The 21,760-nt window shown below is 42.6% G+C and carries 21 protein-coding genes, 1 tRNA gene and 1 pseudogene; 16 read left to right on the top strand and 7 right to left on the bottom strand.

Features of this window, described 5'->3' with window-relative positions; translation table 11 throughout:
- The first annotated feature begins 181 nt into the window (after nt 1–181).
- Nucleotides 182–257: transfer RNA gene (locus tag IEV18_RS13730), tRNA-Arg, on the top strand.
- Nucleotides 258–341: 84 nt separating this feature from the next.
- On the opposite strand, the gene IEV18_RS13725 is transcribed toward IEV18_RS13730, so the two are convergent.
- Nucleotides 342–935 carry a hypothetical protein gene (locus IEV18_RS13725; RefSeq protein ID WP_188392960.1) on the bottom strand — a complete coding sequence of 198 codons (594 nt, stop codon included), beginning with the start codon at nt 933–935 and terminating at the stop codon, nt 342–344.
- Between the two features lie 134 nt (nt 936–1,069).
- Nucleotides 1,070–1,585 (bottom strand): hypothetical protein, encoded by a 516-nt coding sequence (locus IEV18_RS13720; RefSeq protein WP_188392959.1) that lies wholly within the window; start codon nt 1,583–1,585, stop codon nt 1,070–1,072.
- 593 nt (nt 1,586–2,178) lie between these two features.
- Between IEV18_RS13720 and IEV18_RS13715 the strand changes: the two genes are divergently transcribed.
- From IEV18_RS13715 to IEV18_RS13695, 5 genes are all read left to right on the top strand, one after another.
- The gene (locus IEV18_RS13715) at nt 2,179–3,195 is read left to right on the top strand and encodes an ABC transporter ATP-binding protein (RefSeq protein ID WP_188392958.1); all 1,017 of its coding nucleotides are present in this window, start codon (nt 2,179–2,181) and stop codon (nt 3,193–3,195) included.
- Nucleotides 3,170–4,147, top strand: a complete 978-nt coding sequence (locus IEV18_RS13710) for an ABC transporter ATP-binding protein (RefSeq protein ID WP_188392957.1) — start codon at nt 3,170–3,172, stop codon at nt 4,145–4,147. The genes IEV18_RS13715 and IEV18_RS13710 overlap by 26 nt, the downstream gene beginning before the upstream one ends.
- Nucleotides 4,148–4,178: 31 nt before the next feature.
- Nucleotides 4,179–5,867, top strand: coding sequence for an ABC transporter substrate-binding protein (locus IEV18_RS13705; protein WP_188392956.1), 1,689 nt, complete (start codon nt 4,179–4,181; stop codon nt 5,865–5,867).
- A gap of 79 nt (nt 5,868–5,946) precedes the next feature.
- Entirely contained in the window at nt 5,947–6,948 is a 1,002-nt protein-coding gene (locus tag IEV18_RS13700; RefSeq protein WP_188392955.1) for an ABC transporter permease, read from the top strand.
- 77 nt (nt 6,949–7,025) lie between these two features.
- Complete coding sequence (locus tag IEV18_RS13695) at nt 7,026–7,889, top strand: ABC transporter permease (protein ID WP_229733659.1); 864 nt, start codon at nt 7,026–7,028, stop codon at nt 7,887–7,889.
- Between the two features lie 39 nt (nt 7,890–7,928).
- On the opposite strand, the gene IEV18_RS13690 is transcribed toward IEV18_RS13695, so the two are convergent.
- On the bottom strand, nt 7,929–8,438 hold the full coding sequence (locus IEV18_RS13690; protein ID WP_188392953.1) for a shikimate kinase: 510 nt from the start codon (nt 8,436–8,438) through the stop codon (nt 7,929–7,931).
- A gap of 113 nt (nt 8,439–8,551) precedes the next feature.
- Between IEV18_RS13690 and IEV18_RS13685 the strand changes: the two genes are divergently transcribed.
- A complete protein-coding gene (locus IEV18_RS13685; RefSeq protein WP_188392952.1) occupies nt 8,552–8,914 on the top strand; it encodes a hypothetical protein in 363 nt (120 codons plus the stop codon).
- A 4-nt stretch (nt 8,915–8,918) separates the two neighbouring features.
- Here IEV18_RS13685 and IEV18_RS13680 read toward each other — a convergent pair whose 3' ends face one another.
- Both IEV18_RS13680 and IEV18_RS13675 read right to left on the bottom strand, forming a co-directional pair.
- Nucleotides 8,919–9,374, bottom strand: a complete 456-nt coding sequence (locus tag IEV18_RS13680) for an ASCH domain-containing protein (RefSeq protein WP_188392951.1) — start codon at nt 9,372–9,374, stop codon at nt 8,919–8,921.
- 110 nt (nt 9,375–9,484) lie between these two features.
- The gene (locus tag IEV18_RS13675) at nt 9,485–9,913 is read right to left on the bottom strand and encodes a FixH family protein (RefSeq protein ID WP_188392950.1); all 429 of its coding nucleotides are present in this window, start codon (nt 9,911–9,913) and stop codon (nt 9,485–9,487) included.
- Nucleotides 9,914–10,075: 162 nt separating this feature from the next.
- Between IEV18_RS13675 and IEV18_RS13670 the strand changes: the two genes are divergently transcribed.
- Nucleotides 10,076–11,002 (top strand): fumarylacetoacetate hydrolase family protein, encoded by a 927-nt coding sequence (locus IEV18_RS13670; RefSeq protein ID WP_188392949.1) that lies wholly within the window; start codon nt 10,076–10,078, stop codon nt 11,000–11,002.
- A gap of 401 nt (nt 11,003–11,403) precedes the next feature.
- On the opposite strand, the gene IEV18_RS13665 is transcribed toward IEV18_RS13670, so the two are convergent.
- A complete protein-coding gene (locus IEV18_RS13665; protein ID WP_188392948.1) occupies nt 11,404–12,270 on the bottom strand; it encodes a YitT family protein in 867 nt (288 codons plus the stop codon).
- Nucleotides 12,271–12,408: 138 nt separating this feature from the next.
- On the opposite strand from IEV18_RS13665, the gene rpoN reads away from it, so the two are divergent.
- Nucleotides 12,409–13,692 carry an RNA polymerase factor sigma-54 gene (rpoN, locus tag IEV18_RS13660; RefSeq protein ID WP_188392947.1) on the top strand — a complete coding sequence of 428 codons (1,284 nt, stop codon included), beginning with the start codon at nt 12,409–12,411 and terminating at the stop codon, nt 13,690–13,692.
- Nucleotides 13,693–13,941, top strand: coding sequence for a glutaredoxin family protein (locus IEV18_RS13655; RefSeq protein ID WP_188392946.1), 249 nt, complete (start codon nt 13,693–13,695; stop codon nt 13,939–13,941).
- 66 nt (nt 13,942–14,007) lie between these two features.
- Here IEV18_RS13655 and IEV18_RS13650 read toward each other — a convergent pair.
- A pseudogene (locus IEV18_RS13650) lies at nt 14,008–14,269 on the bottom strand (YqhV family protein).
- 205 nt (nt 14,270–14,474) lie between these two features.
- Between IEV18_RS13650 and IEV18_RS13645 the strand changes: the two are divergent.
- From IEV18_RS13645 to eno, 6 genes are all read left to right on the top strand, one after another.
- A complete protein-coding gene (locus IEV18_RS13645; RefSeq protein WP_188392945.1) occupies nt 14,475–15,491 on the top strand; it encodes a sugar-binding transcriptional regulator in 1,017 nt (338 codons plus the stop codon).
- Between the two features lie 80 nt (nt 15,492–15,571).
- Nucleotides 15,572–16,579, top strand: a complete 1,008-nt coding sequence (gene gap, locus IEV18_RS13640) for a type I glyceraldehyde-3-phosphate dehydrogenase (protein ID WP_188392944.1) — start codon at nt 15,572–15,574, stop codon at nt 16,577–16,579.
- Nucleotides 16,580–16,719: 140 nt separating this feature from the next.
- Nucleotides 16,720–17,904 (top strand): phosphoglycerate kinase, encoded by a 1,185-nt coding sequence (locus IEV18_RS13635; RefSeq protein ID WP_188392943.1) that lies wholly within the window; start codon nt 16,720–16,722, stop codon nt 17,902–17,904.
- Between the two features lie 61 nt (nt 17,905–17,965).
- The gene (gene tpiA / locus IEV18_RS13630) at nt 17,966–18,724 is read left to right on the top strand and encodes a triose-phosphate isomerase (protein WP_188392942.1); all 759 of its coding nucleotides are present in this window, start codon (nt 17,966–17,968) and stop codon (nt 18,722–18,724) included.
- Nucleotides 18,721–20,265: a 2,3-bisphosphoglycerate-independent phosphoglycerate mutase gene (gpmI, locus tag IEV18_RS13625; protein ID WP_188392941.1), complete on the top strand. Its 1,545-nt coding sequence runs from the start codon at nt 18,721–18,723 to the stop codon at nt 20,263–20,265. Before tpiA ends, gpmI begins: the two co-directional genes overlap by 4 nt.
- A gap of 38 nt (nt 20,266–20,303) precedes the next feature.
- A complete protein-coding gene (gene eno, locus IEV18_RS13620) occupies nt 20,304–21,590 on the top strand; it encodes a phosphopyruvate hydratase (RefSeq protein ID WP_188392940.1) in 1,287 nt (428 codons plus the stop codon).
- The last annotated feature ends 170 nt before the right edge of the window (nt 21,591–21,760 follow it).

The raw sequence follows: 21,760 nt of genomic DNA, 5'->3' as shown, positions 1-21,760 counted from the left end.
AAAAACGTCGAGGCCAGCAAGCGACAGCGCGGTAGCCGAAAAAAGTGTACAAAAATAGAGTGCTGGAAATAGCATGATAAAAACAACATCGAGAAAAACTTGACACATACTAATGTAAAAAAAGACTTGCCAATCTAAAAAAAACACGCTATAATACTCTATGTGCTTGAGAAAAGAATATGCGCCCATAGCTCAGCTGGATAGAGCACTGGTTTCCGGTACCAGGTTTGTCGGGGGTTCGAATCCTCCTGGGCGCGTCATTAAAATTCAAGAATGGCAAGGGTTCGGTGAATTCCAATCCCTTGCCATTTTTATTATTATTTGCTTATTGGGGTTTGTCTTTATTCATCTAAATATGTGTTATTTGACTTTTCAGGGGCGTATTGATTAAATCCATATAAATCAATAAATTGAGAAATAATATCTTTTTGACTATCTGCAATTAATAAATTAAAACCAGAGATATTTTTTTTAATCTTTGCCACTTCAGCTTGTGTTAATTCTATTTCTTTAGCAAAAGTAACTTGATATTTTGTGTTATAATCTGATGGTTTTTCCGCAATGATTACATCACTATGTGATTGCATTAGAATATCCACTAAGTTTTCAGGGTATTCAAGAATAAAGTGAATCTCTTGATTACCTTCGGTTAATATCTCATATATCTCAGAATCAAATTCATAGTTCATTTTGAAAAGAAGTTCATTTTTATCTTCTATATAATTCATTTCAAAACGCGTAATAATGAATTTTGGTGGTATTAACTTGTTCTCCAATGATATTGTTTGTTCCTTTGATTCACTTTTAGGCTGATCTACTGTTGCTTGCTCAATATTTTTAATTGAAGATTGATCTCGTTTATCATTTTCGTTGTCTGATTGACATGCTGTTAAAACGAATAGGACTAAAATAGTTCCCCAAATGTACTTTAGCATTATTTACTCCTTTTTAGAACTTTATGAAAGACCAAAAATAATAGGAATTTTCACCTCAAAAATACAAGGAGGAAAAGTGATATATAATGAGAAATCCCGCTAATTAATGTACGTACAATAATAAATGAATTTTACTATTGTTTAACCTTATCTGACCAAGTAGCATAAGTGTAGTTCGCTGTAACAGTTGTAGGGTTTGTGTTTTTACAAGGTGGCACAACTTTGTATCTTGTACCCGTAGATTTCACCCAACAACTTCCGGCCGTTAACTTCCATTTTCCTTTTGGTATTGACCAAGTGGTAGATAGACTTTTTGTACCATTAAACCCATAGCCAACATTTGCAGAAATCTTGGCACCACTTGCTAATACTTTGAATGAAGCTTCCCCGCCAATATTTACAGTAGCTGAATGTGAAATAGAAACAGTTCTAGTGACGGTATCAGTAGAATTACTGTTGTTAGTTGCGTAATGAGTAAATTCTGTCTTTTTTGATGTAGTGTGTGACCTGTAGCTAGTAATATACGAACCAGCTTCAGGGCACGCTTGAGGTGTAATGCTATTATCTGATGCATAAGAAAACTGTGGAAATAATCCAACAATGGTAAGACAAGATAGCATAAGAATAAAAGTTGATTTAATATGTCTCATAAAATCCTTCTTTTTATAAAAATTAAAGTAATTATAAAATTCATACTATATAAAAGTCAAGTGTCTTTTGGACTGTTTTATATATAATTTAATAAGCATGTAATAATTATCGGTTTAAAATGAGGAAAAACAAGCTCGATAGGTTTCCGGTACCAGGTTTGTCGGGGGTTCGAATCCTCCTGGGCGCGTCAATTAAACTTAAGGAAAGCAAGGGACAGAAACAATTTTCTGTCCCTTGTTTCTTTTTATGCCTAAGGCAAATGGCAACACAACGATTCAGATTCTCTTCCCTGGCAGTTTTCGTTTTTTTTGTTTCTGTAAAATATTTAAATTCCCGGATACATATTTATTTTGTTTGTCAGTCTTTAAGACCCATCTATCGGATCTTATATCCGCTCCCACTATTTTTCCCTTTTTCTATCATTCTTCAAGAAAGCTAGTTTCCATAATTTTTTCTCGTGATAGGTATCAAAATATAACTTTTTTCCTAAGCAAAATAGTTCGAAAAAGGAGAATATAATTATTCCTTGATAAATATTTTAGTTTTCTGTATATTATAATTTAACTATACAATTCAAAAAAGGGGGACAGTTATGGCTGAGACTGTACTAGAGTTAAAAGATTTAAGCACCCACTTTTTTACCGATAGTGGAGAAATACCGGCTGTAGATAAAGTTAACCTCCAAATACATAAAGGAGAAGTTGTAGGTGTCGTAGGAGAATCCGGCTGCGGTAAAAGTGTTACATCGTTATCCATCATGAGACTTATTCCCAGTCCCCCAGGGAAGATTGTCGGTGGCGAAATTAATTTTAAAGGAGAAGATTTAACGAAGGCTTCAGAGAAAAGGATGAAGAAAATCCGCGGAAAAGAGATTTCGATGATTTTTCAGGAGCCAATGACATCGCTAAATCCGTTATTTACCATCGGCAATCAAATGAGTGAGGCTTTTCGCCTGCATCAAAAAATATCAAAAAAGGAAGCATTGCAAAGATCGATTGACATGCTGAAACAAGTCGGCATTCCACGGGCAGAATCTATCGTCCATGAATATCCCCATCAGCTATCAGGCGGAATGCGTCAGCGGGTCATGATTGCGATGGCTATGTCCGGGGATCCGGAAATATTGATTGCAGACGAACCTACTACCGCATTGGATGTAACGATACAGGCGCAAATATTAGACTTAATGCGCAAGCTGAATAAAGAAAAAAATACAGCCATTTTATTAATCACCCATGATTTAGGTGTTGTTGCCGAAATTTGTGACAGAGTAGTAGTTATGTACTCTGGACAAGTAGTAGAAGAAGGATCGACGAGAGAAATATTAAAGGATCCAAAACACCCTTATACGCAAGGGCTGATTAAGTCGTTGCCGAAACTGAGAGAAAAACAGCAGCGTCTATATTCCATCCCAGGCACGGTACCGAAGCCGAAGCTTGGCCGGGTTGGTTGCCGGTTTGCGAAAAGATGCGAATTTGCTTTTGACCGCTGTTTTCAAGCAGATCCAGAACTAATTTCACTAGGAAATAACCGTAAAAGCCGATGCTTTTTATACGAAGAAAAGGAAAGCGGGGTGGAGAGCGATGTCAACTCCACTATTAGAAGTTAACGGACTAAAGAAATACTTCCCCATCCGCAGCGGTGTTTTTGGCAGAAAAACCGGTGAAGTAAAGGCTGTTGATGATGTATCGTTCTCCGTTATGCCGGGAGAAATATTAGGTATTGTTGGAGAATCCGGCTGCGGCAAATCGACGACAGGGAAGTCGATTTTGCGGCTTATTGAACCAACCGACGGAGAAGTGAAGTTTGAAGACCGCAACATCCTCGAACTGCCTAAAGGGGAAATGCGGAAATTAAGAAGAGATATGCAAATTATCTTTCAGGACCCGTATGCGTCGTTAAACCCGCGGCACACTGTAGAAAAAATTATTAGCGAACCACTCCTCGTCCACGGAATGAAAAATTCGAAGGAGCGGAAAGAACGGGTGCGGGAATTATTGGAAGTTGTCGGTTTAAACGGGTATCATGCGACAAGATATCCCCACCAGTTCAGCGGGGGACAACGGCAGCGGATTGGCATTGCCCGAGCCTTGGCAAACAATCCAAAGCTTATCATTTGCGATGAACCGGTATCCGCATTGGACGTATCGGTACAAGCGCAAATACTCAATTTAATGGAAGAACTACGGGAACAATTTCATCTCACATACATTTTTATTGCCCACGATTTAAGCGTGGTAAAACATATTAGCGACCGGGTAGGAGTCATGTATTTAGGCAGAATGGTAGAACTGACAACGAAGGAAAAGCTCTACGAAGACCCAAAACATCCATATACGAAAGCACTCCTGTCTGCGGTTCCCGAACCGGACCCGGATATTAAAAAAGAAAGGATCATCCTTAAGGGGGATGTGCCGAATCCGCAAAATCCTCCAACAGGCTGTGCCTTTCATACCCGGTGTCCGTTGGCAATGGATATTTGTAAAGAAATAAGACCGGAATTTGCTCCGGTGGAAGATCATCATTTTGTTGCTTGTCATCTCTACAATGACAAGCAATGAAATAGATATTAAACTTAAAGGGGGAAAATGAATGAAGCTCAAATCAAGTTGGCTGCTCATGCTACTCGTCTCCTTCGTGCTCTTTTTAGCAGCGTGCAGCGGGGATGGAGGGCAAAAATCAGATGAAGGAGCATCCGACGAAACGGAAAGCACTGAAGAAAGTACAGAAGAAAGCAGTGAGGAGGCAGAAGAAAGCGCTTCCGGAGAGAAAGTGCTCGTCTTTGCCCGCGGCGGAGACTCGGAAAGTCTGGATCCGGGCAGTACAACGGATGGTGAGTCTTCCCGTGTAACGAAACAAATATTAGAAGGATTGCTGGAATTTGATAAAGAATCCTTTGAGCTCAAACCTGCGCTGGCAAAAGACTGGGAAGTATCCGATGACGGATTAACGTATACTTTCTATTTGGAAGAAGGGGTAACATTCCATGACGGAACCCCATTCAATGCCGAAGCAGTAAAAATTAACTTTGAACGCTGGGCAGATCCAGAACATGAATATGCTTTTGCCGATGATGGCTTTGTATATTCCATGTATGGAACGATGTTTGGCGGATATAAAGGTGACGAAGGCCATGTCATCGAAGAAATTAACGTTATCAATGATTATGAAATTGAATTTAAGTTAAGCCAGCCGTTAGGATTTTTCTTGCAAAACCTCGGTATGAGCTATTTTGCAATTACTTCTCCAGCAGCATTGGAGGAATATGGACCAGATATTAGTGAACATCCAGTAGGAACCGGACCGTTTAAATTTGTCAGCTGGACAAAGAACGATTCCATCGTACTGGAAAAGTTTGAAGATTACCGTGTAGAAGGATTGCCAAAACTGGATAAAGTTATTTTCCAAGTCATTCCTGATCCATCTGCAAGATTAATTGCTCTCCGAAGCGGAGAAGTGGATATTATGGATGACTTGAATCCGGACGATGCAGCAGTAGTTGAAGGTGAAGATGGATTAACATTATTGACTCGTGCTGAAAACAACTTCGGTTATGTCGGCATGAATACCGAAAAACCGCCGCTAGACAAGAAAGAAGTACGTCAGGCTATCCGTTATGCAATCGATAAACAAGCGATTGCCGACGCGTTATACGCAGGATATGCAACGACATCGAAAAACCCATTGCCGCCAGTTTACTTAGGCTATAACGATGATGTAGAGGATTATGAGTATAATCCGGAAAAGGCAAAAGAATTATTAGCTGAAGCTGGATTAGCTGACGGGTTTGATATTGAGCTCGTCATGTCGCCAACATCGAGACCGTACATGCCAGATCCGCAAACTGTAGCCGAAATCGTCCAAAATAACTTGGCAGAAATTGGCGTGAATGTAACGATTTCCAGCCATGAGTGGGCTCCATACTTAGAGCTGACTCAAAATGGAGAGACAGAATTGTTTATCCTTGGCTGGTCTGGTACAAACGGGGATCCGGACTATTTCTTGAGCAGCTTGCTTCATAGTTCGAACAAAGGCAGCAGTAACTACACATACTATGAAAATCCAGAAGTGGACGAACTGCTAGACCGGGCTAAACGGGCTGTAGATCAGGATGAACGTGCCGACTTATATAGTCAAGCACAGGAGATCATCAACGATGACTCGCCAATGGCAACATTAGTGCATTCTACCCCTGTATTGGCTATATCGGATAATGTAATTAATTACGTGCCGCATCCTTCCACAAGTGAATCTTTAGCTGAAGTTGATTTAGCGAACTAATTGGCTGGGGTAGCAGTTACATGCTGCTACCCCTCCTTTCATTACATAGGCCAGTTGCATAAAGAATAGAGGTGAGTACATGTTTGCTTATGTGATGCGACGATTACTGATGCTTATACCTGTCTTATTCGGAATGACACTGATTACGTTTTCCATCGTCCATCTGATTCCCGGAAATCCTGCTAAAGTCATCCTGGGGGAAGGGGCTCCAGCCCAGGCGATTGCCGACTTGGAAGAACGTATGGGGTTAAATGAACCTCTCTATGTCCAATACGGAAATTACATTATGGGATTATTGCAAGGGGATTTAGGTACGTCATTAAAATCCAAGGGAGAAATTGCCCAGGAAATTTGGCCTCATCTCGCCGCAACAATGGAATTAACCTTTTTTGCCATGCTCTTTGCTGTTATTATTGGGGTCAATGCGGGAATTATCAGCGCATGGAAACAAAACTCCTGGTTTGATTTTCTTGCCATGGTATTTGCCCTGATTGGTGTATCGATGCCGGTTTTCTGGCTGGCCCTTATGGAACAGTGGATTTTTGCCCAGGAACTTGGCTGGCTTCCGGCCTATGGAAGACAGGACAGCAGGGACCCGATAGCGGAGATAACCGGCTTTTACGTCTTAGACTCCCTCATCCATTTAGATTTTGAACGGACGATAACGATTCTAAAACATCTAGTCTTGCCTAGCATTGCGTTAGGGACGATACCGATGGCGATTATCGCCCGGATGACCCGTTCCAGCATGCTGGAAGTGATGAAATCCGATTACATCCGTACCGTTCGGGCAAAAGGGGGAGGACAATTCCTCGTCATTTACAAACACGCATTAAAGAATGCAACTATTCCTGTTTTAACGGTCATCGGTCTGCAGACGGGGGTACTCTTAGGGGGAGCTATTTTAACGGAGACGATTTTCAGCTGGCCGGGAATCGGCAGATATGTATATGAAGCCATCTCCTTCCGGGATTATCCAGTGATTCAATCCGGGATTCTCGTCATTGCATTTATGTTTGTCATTATTAATCTCATTGTTGACATTCTGTACAAAAAAATTGATCCAAGGATTAAGTATTAGGGGGGTTACGGATGAAACTGGAAGAAAAGAAAAATCAATTACAAGAACAAAACCTTCCCCCGAATGACGACAATGTCATGGATGAAGAAGAAACGGAAGCTGTTTCTCCCTGGCGTGATGGTTGGAAACAATTGCGGAAAAACCGGCTCGCGATTATTGGCTTTGCGATTATATTATTTTTTATTCTCGTTGCCATCTTTGCGCCATTGTTCACTTCTTATTCCTATGATCAGCAAAATTTGGCGGACCGGCTGCACCCGCCGTCGGAAGAATATTTGCTCGGAGCAGATCATTTAGGAAGGGATATTTTCACGCGAATTGCCTATGGAGCGAGGGTCTCCCTGCAAGTTGGCTTTTTCGCCGTCACAGGTGCGCTCGTTTTCGGTTCCTTGCTCGGTATTCTTGCCGGCTATTTTGGCCGCTGGATCGATATGCTCATTTCTCGGATTTTTGACATTATGCTAGCCTTTCCGAGTATTTTGCTTGCTATTGCCATTGTGGCTATACTTGGCCCATCATTGGAAAATGCGCTGCTCGCCATTGCCGTCGTCAATATTCCAATATTTGGGCGGCTCGTCCGTTCCCGGGTGATTAGTTTGCGGGAAGAGGAATTTATTATGGCGGCAAAAGCTCAAGGGATGAAAAGCGGCCGGGTTATTCTCCATCATATTTTGCCGAACAGTGTCGCGCCGATTATCGTTCAGGCAACTTTAAGTTTCGGTACAGCAATTTTGGAAGCGGCAGCCCTCGGATTCCTCGGTCTCGGAGCCCAGCCGCCAACTCCGGAATGGGGGCAAATGCTAGCGGATTCAAGGGAATTCATCCAATTGGCCCCATGGACGCTGCTGGCACCGGGATTGTCGATCATGCTTGTCGTTTTAGGATTTAACTTAATTGGTGATGGATTGCGGGATGCATTAGACCCGAGAATGAAAAACTAATGAAAAGGAGGGACTCCAAAGCGGAGCACCTCCTTTTTCTCAAAGCTGGATTTTTTGCACAATTTCCTCGGTTACTTCATCTACCGACTTTCGGTCCGTATCGATTTTTAAATGATAGTCGTTGTAAATCGTTTGTCTGAAACGGAATAATTCTTCGGTTTCTTCCAGTGTTTTCCCTTGCAGCACTGGCCTTGTACTAATCAGACGCGGAATTCGTTCCTTCCATATTTCCCAAGAAATATCGAGAAAAATGACGAAACATTTCTCCAATGTAATTTTCTTGACTTCCTCCTGCAGGAAGGCCCCGCCGCCAAGAGACAGCACCTTTCCGGAATGCTGGCAATATCTTTCAATCACTTCTTTTTCTTTTTGCCGGAAAGTTTTTTCCCCATAAGTTTTGAAAATTTCCGTTGGCGGCATGCCGAATTCTTTTTCAATAACCTCGTCAATATCGACGAATTCTCGGTTGAGACGTGCTGCCAGTTTTTTGCCGACTGACGTTTTTCCGGTTCCCATAAAACCGATAAGGACGATATTTTTATCATGCATATGTATACAATCCTTTCTATTCCTGAATTAAATTATTGAAAATTATAAAATTTTAATGGTGTTTGTTATAAAATAATATAAACTGTAATTATAACAAAGGAGAGATGCCGCCGATGAAAAAAATAGGTTGGAACGTTGCAATGAATCTTTTTCCCTTTATTATTTATACATTCCTGTTAATCAATGATTATTTTCCGGGAACCGTACTTCCCGATTTTCATCTTGAAAAAATAAATTTTGCATTGTTTATTCTTTTGTTATTTATTGGCAGAACGCGAGAAGCCGGTCTTTCCGACGTTGCTTACGCTATATGTTTTCATTTTTATATTTTGTTTTTAATCGCAGTTTTCACCTTGGCCGGCGGCGAGTCCCAATCAGGCCTTAGCCTGAACAATATCTTTCTCTGGATTGTATTTGCCGTAAGCCTGTACGATGTGTACAAAGATTGGAGACGTTTGAAATTATCGAATAGCTAGCAATCTATTTTTTATACACGAGTTTAAACCTTTCACAAACAACCGGGATTTTCGTATGGAAGGTAAGATTTGCTTCTTCCATTTCCCTTGTAAAAAAGTCTTCATGGCTTTTGCGCCAAAATTCCAGTGAGCGATCCCCTTCCCCTTCCAAATATGCATGTTCTTCCGTGACTTCATCAAAGGGGACAATATCTACATCGGTTGTAACAACAATCGCTTTTGCTTCGCCATTGCCGTCGAGCAGGATATTATGCAGACCAGGGTAAGGCAATTCGTCTTCTTCTCCGTAAAGCGAATAGTTGGAGGCGGTGGCGGTTTTAGTTCCGTTTAATACTAACTCTAGCAGCTCGTCCGCCATTTCCTTCGAATCTCCGAATGCCCATGCGACATAATTATCAGGCGCATCCGGATGAAGCTGTTTATATTCTTCCCAAATTGTCTTTGCTGAGGCATTTGTCATTTTTCGGTTTACTCCTTTAGCGAAAATTTACTATTATTCCATACATTACATGAATTTAGCCGTTCCTGCAATCGGTCTTAAATAAAAAAAATACACACTAAACGTGTGTATTATTCTTCAATCGTGATCGATACTTTCGGCATCGTGTGCATGTCTCTTGCTGTAGTATGGGCATACATTTCGAAAATGCCGGCTTTGTCAAAGGTTGTTTCTGCAGAATAGGTGCCGTCTCCATTATTCGTTGCTTCAATCTCGATGCTGTTCTCTTCGTCACCTTGTTCCCATATTTCAAAGGTAACTTCATCAGCATCGGTTACCAGTTCATCGCCATAGGTTACAGTCGCTACTAGTTCAACCGTTTCATTTACTTTTGCGGTTTCCGGAACCTGGAAATCCACTTCAATGGCAACGAGTTCTTCTTCACCGGAAGAATGGCCGTCATGACCGTGGCTGTCTTCGTCTGTTTGTTCCTCTCCGCCGCAGGCAGCAAGTATAAGGATCATCGAAAGTAAAATCGGGAACAGTAATTTTTTAACCATAGTTTACCTCCTGAATATCGCTGTCATTTACTTCTAGTATAGCACGAACAATCCTGTAATATTTGAAGGTTTATTGAACAATAGGAATCCATTTTTATAATATTTGTAAAATTAGCTCGTTATCTAGTATGATGGTATTAATAGAGAAAGGATGGGAGATAGATGAAACTTGTAAACTATTACGTTAGTAACTTTGCCAACAGCAGCCGTGTCGGTTTTATTTTAAACGGCCAAGTTATCGATGTGCAACATGCCTATCAAAAATGGCTGCAATCGCAAAATGAAGATGCTTCTTTTGCCAAGGTTACCCACGAAATGCCGGCGGATCCGAATCTATTTTTCTCCCTTGGTGAAACTGTGCTTGAAAAGGCGAAGCTAGCCTATGATTACGCTAAGGATGCCGGCATTACCGGATTAGATAGGGAAGAAGTACGGCTCGGCGTGCCAATTCCAGAACCGCGGAAAATTATTTGTGTTGGGAAAAACTATGCGGACCACGCCGCCGAAATGGATAGTGATGTACCGGAATTTCCAGTTCTCTTTTCCAAGTTTAGCAATGCGCTTATTGGACCGGATGACGAAATAGAGAAGTCATCGGCAACGGAACAGCTGGATTATGAAGTAGAACTGGCTGTCGTTATTGGCAAAGAGGCGACAAAGGTTAGCCGGGAAGAAGCGGCAGATTATATTTTAGGATTTACAATCGGAAATGATATCTCTGCCCGGGATTTGCAAAAGCGGACCCAGCAATGGCTGCAAGGAAAAACGTTAGACCGGACAACACCGATTGGACCATGGGTGGTAACGAAGGATGAAGTTGGCGAATTTTCCAATTTGGCGATTCGTTCCTATGTTAACGGCGAGCTCCGTCAACAATCCAATACAGGGAAAATGATTTTTGACGTTCCGTATTTGCTGGAATTTATTACGAATCTTATTACATTACAACCGGGGGATATCATTTTAACAGGAACTCCTGACGGGGTCGGTTTTGCCATGAATCCACCGCAATTTTTGCAAGACGGGGACGTGGTTACTTTGGAAATTGAAAACATCGGCAAAATGGAAAACAAAGTGGTAGAGCGGTAGAAATATACCGGCAATGTACTGTTCATATAACTTACATATTCCGTTTGATGTTGATTGAGATTGTGCATTTTTTTAGCAGCATATTTGCGGTGACGATGGATGATAGGAAAGCTGCATTTCTCAAGAAGAAGCGAAAGTACTTTTTTCCTTTATGGAGATAATTGTTACCTTATTCAAATGCTAGTGAAACATAAAGAACAGAAAAATAGGTGGTATATGCGGGGAAGGAATCAGTGGGACTGCCCGCTCTTATTTAAAATAGGAGACAGCCGCTCTAGCTGTCTCCATTTTTTATATTGCGGAACCTTCATCCATGGAATCAGCATTTTTAGCCAACATATCGGCATTGCTTGGAATATATCGGTTTTCTACCAATTTTGTCGTGGCATCTGCAAACCAAATTAATGTCCGCTCGTTTTAAATCGTCCGCCATGGACCTCTTGCGTATCCATTATCGTAATAAAAGCTTTAGGATCAATTGTGTGGGCAATTGCTTTTAATTTTGACACTTCCAGCCGGGTAATTACGACATACAACACTTCCGTATCCGTATCATGGTAGTTATTTTTTCCGTAAAACATCGTTACGCCCCGGCGAAGTTCGTTGCCGATTTCTTCGGCGATTTCATCGGAGAGACTGGAAACGATAATGGCAGCCTTCGTTTCGTTTAAAATTCCCTGACCGACGACGTCAATGGTTTTCGAAGCGATATAATAAGTCAAAATCGAGAACATCGCCTGTTCCCAGCCGAGGACGAATCCTGCCCAGCCGAAAATGAAAACGTTGATAAACATAACAAATTCCCCGACGGAAAAAGGCATTTGCTTCGTTACAATAATTCCAAGAATTTCTGTTCCGTCCAGCGCTCCCGCATTCCGGATGACAATCCCGACACCAGCCCCTAAAATCAGACCGCCAAATACAGTGGCAAGGAGCGTTTCATCCGTTGCCGGGCTGATTCCTTTTAACAAGGATTCCACCACGGATAGGGCAACGATACTGAATAAAGAAGAAAATAAAAAATCTAAGCCGATGCGGCGATAGCCGGCAATTAAAAACGGCAAGTTAATCACGAGCACGAGTATCCCGAAATTAATTCCTGAAAGGTGATTGACGAGAAGGGAAATCCCGATGACTCCGCCGTCGATTATCGTGTTCGGCACTAAAAACAGTTCAATTGCTGCTGCCGCTAAGCTCGCTCCGATAAACAGCATTATGTACCGGCGAATCATATGGGGAATCGGTTCTTTAACTTTTTGTGATGCCATTCGCTCACCTCTTTCCTGAATTTAGAAAAACATAGTAAAATATTATCTTTTTTCTATTAGTATTGTCAATTTAGTGACATTATGGAAGGAACATGGCAAAATAAAAGAAAGACGATTTGAAGGAGGGGGGGGGAAGGGATGAAACCAAATTTGATTCAGCAGCAGACATTGCAATGGAAAATGAATCAAACTTTGCTGCAGTCCATTCACATCCTCCAATTGTCAAGCATCGAATTAACGGATTATATCAATGAAGTGGTGAAAGAAAATCCGCTCATTGAAGAAGTAAATTACGACTATGATATCCAGCAATACCGGAAATCCCATTCGGAAGACGTATCCATCGATATTAACCGAAAAGAAGAGACGATGTATGATAAATTAAAGTTTCAGCTATCCGGGGTGAAGGTTCCAAAGGAATTAAAACCCGTCGTTGAATACGGCATCGATTCGTTAAATGATGACGGTTACTTGGATATTGATCTGGAAACGTGGGCAGAAGATTGCCGGACGACGGTCCCGATGGCGGAAAAGGCCCTTTCCTATATCCAGTCGCTGGAACCGACGGGAATTGGCGCCCGCAATTTAAGCGAATGCATCAGCCTCCAGTTAAAGGAGATGGGAAAAGACTATCCCTTTGTGATGGATTTAATGGAGCACCATTTAGAGTGGGTTGCCACAGAAAACGTAGAAGAGATCGCCGGATACTATGAAACAACGGAAGAAATTGCGGCGGAAGTCATCGATTCCATCAAGCTTTGTCACCCGAAACCAGGGTTATTATTGAATACCCAGCAGCCGGAATACATTATCCCAGAGGCGATGATTTTCAAAGAAAATGGCAGCTGGAAAATTAAATTTTATAAATGGGCGAATCCGACGATTAAAATCTCTGATATGTATCACAATTTAATGGGGATGGAAAAAGAAGCCGACAGTTTTTTGAAAGAAAAATATCGGCAGGTAGAGTGGCTCAAGCAAGCAATCCATTACCGCACGAATACGCTCGAAGACATCATAACGTTAATCGTAGAGAAGCAGTACGATTATTTTGAACATGGCATCATGATGATGAAAGCGCTGACCCTCTCCGATATTGCTGATGAATTGGATTTGCACGTATCCACTATCAGCAGGGCAATTAACCAAAAATACGTCCAGACCCCAAAAGGAGTTTTCCCGATTAAATATTTTCTGCCTTCGGGAGTAAGACAAAAGAATGGGAAAAAGACCGCGTCCAACGTCATTAAATATTTGATTCAGGAAATGATCGATATGGAAAACAAACGAAAACCGTTATCTGATCAGGCAATTAAAGAAAGGCTATTGGATGAATACGATATTGACATCGCTCGGAGAACCGTTATGAAATATCGGGAACAATTGCATATACCAGCATCGACGAAAAGGAGAAAGCGATAAATGTTGCAAGTAAAATTTTACATGAAAGAAATCTGTTCATTATGTGATGATGCAGAAGCGCTATTATCTTTATTTCAAAGGGACTATCCCCACGAAATTGAATTTCGGGATATTTATACGAATGATGAATGGCTGGAAAAATACCATTTGCTTATTCCAGTTATCGAAGTAAACGGAAGGCAGCTAAACTGCGAAGAAATCAACTATGATTCCATTGAACAATTATTAAAGGAAGAAAGTGAAAAATAATGCGTTGCTGTTTCGCGACGCATTTTTTATTTCGGAAGAAGCTATCGCAAGCAAAATGTTCCCCTTTTATTTTTTCACCAAACAGACGCCAAGGAAAATCCAAAAAAATTTCCCGTAAGAAAATTTATCGGCCATGCCGACTAATCCAATCGTAATCGTTATTACAAGAACAATCGGGCCCGATGAATGCTAACGAGCTGGTAATAATCAACGCTTTATCGATTTGATTGAATTTTACCATTAAATAGGCTGCAAAAATTTCAATCGACCCGGATATGACCCGGAAAAATGCCATCCATAAAACAGCTTTCTCAATCAGGCTAAACATCCAAATTCCTCCTGTATAAGTACTTGTCCCAATTATATGCATCCTAATTTCCTATAAGGACTTGATTTTCATCTGCTCTAAAACAACCATGCATATTTATTTGTATTGAAAAAAAACTATGATATAATAAAATCGTAAACGGGACAAAAATTTACCCGCCGGGACACATTAAAGCCAGCAATTGTAAAAGGGAGTTTCCTTATCGATGAAGTCATTGGTGAAACTGCAAACAAAACTTGTTCCAGACTTGTTGAAGGTCATGCGGCAAAGATATTACATATTACAAAGCGTCTATAGCTTCGAGCCCATTGGCAGAAGAGCGTTAGCGGAAAAATTAAACGCCACAGAACGGCAAGTCCGCAGTGAAATCGATTTTCTGCATCAGCAAGGACTGCTGGAAGTGACCTCGAAAGGTATGTATCTGTCGAAAGAGGGCAAATTACTTCTTGAACAGATGGCTGAATTCATGAGAGAAATAACAGGTCTTTCTATGTTAGAAGAAAGAATTCGGGAAAAATTAAAAGTTGAAGAAGTTGTCATCGTTCCCGGCGATAGTGATACGTACGAACAGGTCAAGCGGGAAATGGGAAAAGCGTGTGTCACGATTCTGAAAAAAGTAGTAAAGAAGCCTTCTACGATAGCAGTTACTGGAGGAACGACGATGGCTGCAGTTGCTGAAGTGATGTCCCCGCTGCAGCAAAAGTGCCTGTTTGTCCCTGCCCGCGGCGGCGTTGGCGAAAAGGTGGAAAACCAGGCCAATGGCATCGCAGCCCAAATGGCACAAAAAGCAAAAGGAGATTACCGGCTGCTGTACGTTCCGGATCCTTTAAGTGAAACAGCCTATCATTCGCTAGTACATGAACCTTCCATCCAAAATACGTTGGAACAATTGAAAACAGCAAATATCGTCATCCACGGAATTGGCGATGCACTGACACTCGCTAAGAGAAGAAATACGGATGCGGAAACGGTGGAGCGGCTAGTCAGTGAGAAGGCGATGGGGGAGGCCTTTGGCTATTACTTCGATGAAGATGGCAACATCGTTCATAAAGTAAGGACGCTAGGCATTCATTTAGAAGATCTGGAAACGATGGATGCGGTGATTTCGGTTGCCGGAGGACGCTCGAAAGCGAAGGCAATCACGTCATTTCTGAAGCAGAGGAAAACAAATGTCCTAATAACCGATGAAGGAGCCGCAAAGGAAATATTGCAGTTGGAGTAAGAATTGGCGTTTACCGGTGCATAGCAGTTGATGTAAGAGGGAAGCCTCTTTTAATATATAAAAATTCAGGAGGAATGAACATGACAGTAAAAGTTGGAATTAACGGTTTTGGAAGAATCGGAAGAAACGTATTTCGCCAAGCATTAAACAATCCGGAAGTGGAAATCGTTGCAGTGAATGACTTAACGGATGCAAATATGTTGGCCCACTTATTGAAATACGATTCTATCCACGGAATTTTGGAAGAAGAAGTGTCTGTCAATGGCACAAATATCGTCGTCGGCGGCAAAGAAATTAAAGTTCTTTCCGAAAGAGATCCGGCTGAATTAGGCTGGGGCGACCTTGGTGTAGATATCGTTATTGAGTCTACCGGCCGTTTCACCAACGCAGAAGATGCGAAAAAACATATCGAAGCAGGAGCGAAAAAAGTAGTTATTTCCGCGCCGGCAAAAAATGAAGATTTAACGATTGTCATGGGAGTAAACCATGATAAGTACGATCCGAGCAGCCATCATGTCGTATCCAATGCATCTTGTACGACAAACTGTTTGGCGCCATTCGCAAAAATATTGAATGACAAGTTTGGCATTAAGCGCGGTTTAATGACGACCATTCATTCTTACACAAACGACCAGCAAATTTTAGACTTGCCGCATAAAGATTACCGCCGTGCTCGAGCAGCAGCAGAAAACATTATTCCGACAACAACTGGGGCAGCAAAAGCGGTGGGACTTGTACTTCCAGAATTAAACGGCAAACTGAACGGAATGGCAGTTCGTGTTCCAACTCCAGACGGCTCTTTAACGGACCTGGTTGCTGAATTGGAAAAAACTGTAACTGTCGATGATATTAATAATGCCTTCAAAGAAGCGGCAGAGGGACCATTAAAGGGTATTTTACAATATAGCGAGGAACCGTTAGTATCAAGAGATATTATCGGAAATACCCATTCCTCCATTGTGGACGGATTATCTACGATGGTAATGGAAAACAATTTTGTCAAAGTCGTATCCTGGTATGACAACGAAATGGGATATTCAACCCGTTGTGTCGATTTAGTCGTTTATATGGCAAAACAAGGACTGTAAAACAGCCAGCATAAAAAGGGGGGAGGAGGCATACCTTCCCCTTTTTCACTTGAAAACTTTATTTTCAAACTCCAGCGATTATGTATATAATGGAAATCGGGGAAAATACTGACAATGATAACGTAATTTGGAGGCTGAACATGAATAAAAAATCGATAAAAGATGTGGAAGTTAAAGGAAAAAAAGTTTTTTGCCGTGTAGACTTTAATGTTCCGATGCAAAACGGGGAAATTACCGACGATACCCGGATTCAGGCAGCACTTCCGACGATTGAATATTTAACTAGCCAAGGTGCTAAAGTCATCCTTGCCAGCCATCTCGGCCGCCCGAAAGGTCAAGTAGTTGAAGAATTGCGCCTCGACCCGGTGGCGAAACGGCTCAGCGACTTGACTGGCAAAGAAATTGTGAAAACGGATGCTGTTTTCGGTCCGGAAGTGGACGAAGCAATTGCAGGGCTTTCCGAGGGCGATATTTTGCTCATCGAAAACGTCCGTTTTGAAGCCGGGGAAGAAAAAAATGACGAACAGCTCGCCCAAGCCTTTGCAGATATGGCGGATTTATATGTAAACGATGCATTCGGTGCGGCCCATCGTGCCCATGCATCCACCGCGGGAGTAGCTGAGAAACTTCCTTCCGTTGCCGGATTTTTAATGGAAAAGGAAATCGATGTGCTTGGCAAAGCGCTGGAAAATCCAGAACGTCCATTTACAGCGATTATCGGCGGAGCAAAGGTTAAAGATAAAATTGGCGTGATTGAAAACTTATTGGAAAAAGTGGACAACCTGATTGTCGGCGGCGGTCTTGCTTACACCTTTATTAAGGCGCAAGGCCATGAAATCGGAAAGTCATTGCTGGAAGAAGATAAAATTGAGCTAGCGAAGGAATTTATGGCTAAGGCAAAAGAAAAGGGCGTCAATTTCGTCTTGCCGGTTGATGCCGTCGTTGCGGATGATTTTTCCGAAACAGCAAACACGAAAGCTGTGCCGATTGATCAAATCCCTTCAGATTGGGAAGCATTGGATATCGGGCCGGCAACGAGAGAAAAATATAGCAAAATTGTAAAAGAATCGAAGTTAATTATTTGGAATGGTCCGATGGGGGTATTTGAAATGGATGCCTTCGCCAATGGTACGAAAGCTGTTGCTGAAGCACTAGCGGAAACCGATGGCTACACGGTTATCGGCGGGGGCGATTCGGCAGCGGCAGTAGAAAAATTTGGCCTGGCTGAAAAAATGGACCACGTATCCACAGGCGGCGGTGCTTCATTAGAATTTATGGAAGGAAAGGTTCTTCCAGGAGTAGCCGCTTTAGATGATAAAGAATAGATAGCTGAAACGACTTGCCAACGTTACCGCATAGACAATCAAAAATTACTGAGGTGAAACAATGCGTAAACATGTAATTGCAGGAAACTGGAAAATGAATAAAGTGCTATCGGAAGCCGAAGCATTTTTGGAAAATATTTCTGGAAAAGTACCGGAAAACGAGAAAGTCGAAGCGATTGTTTGTGCAGCCTTTCCTTTCCTCCCTGCTTTGGTGGAAAAAGCAAAAGGAACGAAAGTAAAGATTGCCGCACAAAACATGCATTTTGAAGAGAGCGGGGCGTTTACCGGCGAAGTAAGCCCGGTTATGCTGCACGATATTGGGGTTACCCATGTCGTTCTTGGCCATTCGGAGCGCCGGGAATATTTTGCGGAAACGGATGAAACAGTGAATAAAAAAGTTCACGCTGCAATGAAACACGGGCTTATTCCAATCGTTTGCGTAGGGGAAACGCTGAAACAGCGGGAAGCAAACGAAACGATGTCGGTCGTGGAGACCCAAGTGAAGGAAGCGTTAAAAGGGCTATCACCAGATCAAATTGGAAAAACAATTATCGCATATGAACCGATTTGGGCAATTGGCACGGGCAAAACTGCATCGAGCAGCGATGCCAATGAAGTATGTGCCCATATCCGGAAAGTAGTAGGAGAGATTGCTTCCAAGGAAACGGCAGACAAAATCATTATCCAATACGGCGGCAGCGTCAAACCAGCAAACATCGATGAACTGCTATCCCAGCCGGATATTGACGGCGCGCTCGTCGGCGGCGCCAGCCTGGAAGCAGAATCCTTTTTACAGCTAGTGGAGGCAGGAGCAAAATGAGTCAGGACAAATTAGCAGCTTTAATCATTCTCGATGGCTTTGCCCTTCGGGATGAGGAATTTGGCAATGCGGTTAAACAGGCAAATAAACCGAATTTTGACCGCTATTGGAATACGTATCCTCACAGCCAGCTTAAGGCGAGCGGGGAAGCGGTCGGCCTTCCGGAAGGCCAAATGGGAAACTCGGAAGTCGGCCATTTAAATATCGGTGCTGGCCGAATCGTCTATCAAAGCTTAACGAGGGTGAACCTGTCGATTAAAGAAGGAGAGTTTTTTGAAAAGGAAGCTTTCCTGAAATCGATTGAACATGCGAAGAAAAACAATAGCGCATTACATTTGTTCGGGCTCCTTTCTGACGGCGGGGTACATAGCCATATTAACCATATGTTCGCACTGCTCAAGCTGGCCAGCGACCAAGGTTTAGAACGAGTCTATGTCCACGGCTTTTTAGACGGCCGGGATGTCGGACCGAAAACAGCAGAGAAATATATTAAAGCGACCGAGGAAAAAATGAAGGAATACGGTGTCGGCCAATTTGCTACGATCTCCGGCAGATATTATTCCATGGACCGGGACAAGCGCTGGGACCGGGTGAAAAAAGCTTATGATGCCATGGTTTACGGCGAAGGTCCAAAATATCGAAGCGCTCTCGAAGTAATCGAAGACTCCTATAAAAACGGCATTTACGACGAATTCGTCATTCCGTCGGTCATTGTTGATGAAGCGGGAGAGCCGGTCGGCAAAGTACAAGACGGAGATTCCATTATCTTTTATAATTTCCGTCCGGACCGGGCTATCCAAATTTCCCGCACCTTTGCCAACGAAGATTTTCATGATTTTGACCGGGGGCCTGGAGTGCCGAAAAATTTAGATTTTGTCATGCTTACCGATTTTAGTGAAACGGTGGACGGCTATGTCGCCTATAAGCCGGTGAACTTGGATAATACGATTGGCGAAGTTTTGTCTCAAAACGGACTAAAACAGCTGCGCATCGCCGAAACGGAAAAATATCCGCATGTCACCTTTTTCATGAGCGGCGGCCGGGAACAGGAATTCCCTGGAGAAAAACGGATTCTCATCGATTCCCCGAAAGTCGCTACTTACGACTTAAAACCGGAAATGAGCGCTTATGAAGTGACCGACGCGCTGCTTCAGGAATTGGAGTCAGAGGACCGGCCAAATGCGATTATTTTAAACTATGCCAACCCGGATATGGTAGGGCATTCGGGGATGCTGGAGCCGACAATCAAAGCGGTAGAGGCAGTAGACGAATGTTTAGGCAAAGTCGTCGATAAAATTCTTGAACTTGGCGGCCATGCAATTATTACCGCCGACCACGGAAATTCCGATGAAGTCGTTACCCTCGATGGCAAACCGATGACTGCCCATACGACAAATCCGGTGCCTGTTATAGTGACGAAAGAAGGAATTGAACTTCGGGACGGAGGCATTCTTGCCGACCTGGCACCAACCTTGCTTGATTTATTAGGTGTAGAAAAACCGAAGGAAATGACAGGAACTTCATTAATTAAAAAGCAATAGATTAAACTGGTTTGAATAATAAAGGAGAGATGAACAATATGCCATACATTATTGATGTTTATGCCCGTGAAGTGTTAGACTCCCGCGGAAATCCGACGGTGGAAGTGGAAGTGACAACTGAGTCCGGCGGTTTCGGCCGTGCGCTTGTGCCAAGCGGCGCATCAACCGGAGAATACGAAGCAGTTGAACTGCGGGACGGTGACAAAAACCGTTACTTAGGTAAAGGGGTAGAACAGGCAGTTAAAAATGTTAATGAAATTATCGCCCCGGAATTAGTCGGAATTGATGTTACCCGCCAAAATATTATCGATGCAACGATGATTGAATTGGACGGAACGGAAAATAAAGGCAAACTCGGCGCCAACGCCATATTAGGTGTATCCATGGCTTGTGCCCATGCTGCCGCTAATTTGCTGGAAGTTCCATTATATACGTATTTAGGTGGATTTAACGCGAAAACTCTTCCTACGCCAATGATGAATATTTTAAACGGCGGAGAACATGCCGACAACAACGTGGATATTCAAGAATTTATGGTGATGCCGGTAGGAGCCGATTCCTTTAAAGAAGCCCTTCGCATGGGTGCAGAAATTTTCCATTCGCTGAAAAAAGTGTTAAGCGAAAAAGGCTTGAACACGGCAGTTGGGGATGAAGGCGGATTTGCACCAAACCTCTCTTCCAACGAAGAAGCATTGCAAACGATTGTGGAAGCTATTGAAAAAGCCGGATACAAACCTGGCGAAGAAGTAAAACTTGCCATGGACGTTGCTTCGTCGGAAATGTACGAAGACGGCAAATACGTCTTGAAAGGCGAAGGGGTTACCCGCACTTCCGAAGAGATGGTAGATTGGTATGAAGAAATGGTAAACAAATATCCGATTGTCTCCATTGAAGACGGCTTGGACGAAAACGACTGGGAAGGCCATAAGCTGCTTACCGAACGCTTAGGTGATCGTGTCCAGCTAGTAGGAGACGACTTATTCGTTACAAATACGAAACGCCTTGCCCGCGGAATTGAACAAGGTGTCAGCAACTCTATTTTGATTAAAGTGAACCAGATCGGTACGTTAACTGAAACCTTTGATGCCATCGAAATGGCTAAACGTGCCGGCTATACGGCTGTTATTTCCCACCGCTCCGGGGAAACGGAAGATGCAACAATTGCCGATATTGCGGTAGCAACAAATGCAGGGCAAATCAAAACCGGTGCTCCATCCCGTACCGACCGGGTTGCAAAATACAACCAGCTCCTCCGCATTGAAGACGAACTTGCCGGAATGGGCGAATACGCCGGACTTTCCGCATTCTATAATTTGAAAAAATAAGCTAAAAAGCGTTCCTTGAAAGGAACGCTTTTTTGTTTGGAGTGGAGATATATTTTAACCCGAGTTCGACAGTAAATAGGCACAAATTCACTTTTTAATAAAATGTATTTCCTATGATATCAATCTTTTCGTGGATTTGTGCTTAAAATTTTTTGAATTTTACATAGGCA

The sequence above is a fragment of the Compostibacillus humi genome (genome assembly GCF_014637175.1).
Taxonomy (GTDB): domain Bacteria; phylum Bacillota; class Bacilli; order Bacillales; family Amphibacillaceae; genus Oceanobacillus; species Oceanobacillus humi.
The sequence above is the reverse complement of the archived record's forward strand: the minus strand, read 5'-3'. Positions and strand labels throughout refer to the sequence as shown.